2 rRNA genes are annotated in these 1,771 nt (G+C 53.0%); both read right to left on the bottom strand.

From position 1 onward, the window contains the following. Positions 1 to 1,297 (bottom strand): 23S ribosomal RNA (locus HMPREF3135_RS09425); the annotation flags it as partial. 380 nt (positions 1,298 to 1,677) lie between these two features. Beyond that, a 16S ribosomal RNA gene (locus tag HMPREF3135_RS09420) occupies positions 1,678 to 1,771 on the bottom strand; the annotation flags it as partial.

The following is a 1,771-nucleotide window of genomic DNA, read 5'->3' as shown; positions in this document are numbered from 1 at the left end:
CGCGACGCTCCCCTACCCAACCACCAAAAAGGTGATTGCCGCGGCTTCGGCGGTGTACTTGAGCCCCACTACATTGTCGGCGCAGAACCACTCGACCAGTGAGCTATTACGCACTCTTTCAAGGATGGCTGCTTCTAAGCCAACCTCCTGGTTGTCTTCGCGATCCCACATCCTTTTCCACTTAGCACACCCTTAGGGGCCTTAGCCGGCGATCTGGGCTGTTTCCCTCTCGACTACGAAGCTTATCCCCCGCAGTCTCACTGCCGTGCTCTCACCTCACCGGCATTCGGAGTTTGGCTGATGTCGCTAAGATGATAGTCCCGCTAAACCAACCAGTAGCTCTACCTCCAGGAGGAAACACACGACGCTGCACCTAAATGCATTTCGGGGAGAACCAGCTATCACGGAGTTTGATTGGCCTTTCACCCCTACCCACAACTCATCCCCTCAGTTTTCAACCTAAGTGGGTTCGCGCCTCCACAGAGTCTTACCTCTGCTTCACACTGGCCATGGGTAGATCACCCCGCTTCGGGTCCAGGACATGCCACTGACAACACACTAGTTAGTATTCGCTTTCGCTACGACTACCCCACCAAACGGGTTAACCTCGCGACATGCCGCTGACTCGCAGGCTCATTCTTCAAAAGGCACGCCATCACCCCACAAAAAAGGGCTCTGACGGATTGTAAGCACATGGTTTCAGGTACTATTTCACTCCCCTCCCGGGGTACTTTTCACCATTCCCTCACGGTACTAATCCGCTATCGGTCATAAGCAGGTATTTAGGCTTACCGGGTGGTCCCGGCAGATTCACAGCAGATTCCACGAGCCCGCTGCTACTCGGGCAACACACCAATTGCACGCACGGGTGTTTCACGTACCGGACTCTCACCGTCTACGGCAGGACATTCCAATCCACTTCCGCTACACCCACACAACACAACGCAGGACTAGCAGACCCTGCACAATGCATCCCCACAACCCCACGCACGCAAACCCTGCCAGGTATCACACGCACGCGGTTTAGCCTCATCCACGTTCGTTCGCCACTACTAACGGAATCACAATTGTTTTCTACTCCTACGGGTACTGAGATGTTTCACTTCCCCGCGTAACCACCAATTAGACTATGAATTCATCTAACGGCGACCGCCCACAACGACGGCCAGGTTTCCCCATTCGGACACCCTCGGATCAACGCTCAGTTGGCAGCTCCCCGAGGCCTATCGCAGCCTCTCACGTCCTTCATCGGCCTACTATGCCAAGGCATCCACCATGCGCCCTTACAACACAACACACAAACAAATAACTAAGAACAATCACAAACAGAAAAACTGCTTGACAAAATCGAACTTACAGAAAAACAAGATGCTCGCGTCCACTATCCAGTTCTCACACAACACCCACACACCACACAACAAACCACCAAACAGCAGCCTGCCCGCAGCACGCAGCAACCTGTAAACAGGAACAACAACATGTGTCATCCCAGACACCCAACAGCGCACCAACAACCAACCAACACCAAAGGAAAGCACAAACGCTTAAAATCATCACACGCACGCGCAGACCACCACTTCAGTGATCTAACCAGTAGGTGTTCCACCCAAAAACAAAAAATAGCCACACGCCACCAACACGATGACACATGACACAAAGAAAAAATACTCTCCTTAGAAAGGAGGTGATCCAGCCGCACCTTCCGGTACGGCTACCTTGTTACGACTTCGTCCCAATCGCCAATCCCACCTTCGACAGCTCCCCCACAAAA

The sequence above is a fragment of the Corynebacterium sp. HMSC14H10 genome (assembly GCF_001807105.1).
Lineage (GTDB): Bacteria > Actinomycetota > Actinomycetes > Mycobacteriales > Mycobacteriaceae > Corynebacterium > Corynebacterium jeikeium_D.
Note: the sequence above shows the minus strand (reverse complement) of the source record. Positions and strands in the feature narration are given on the sequence as shown.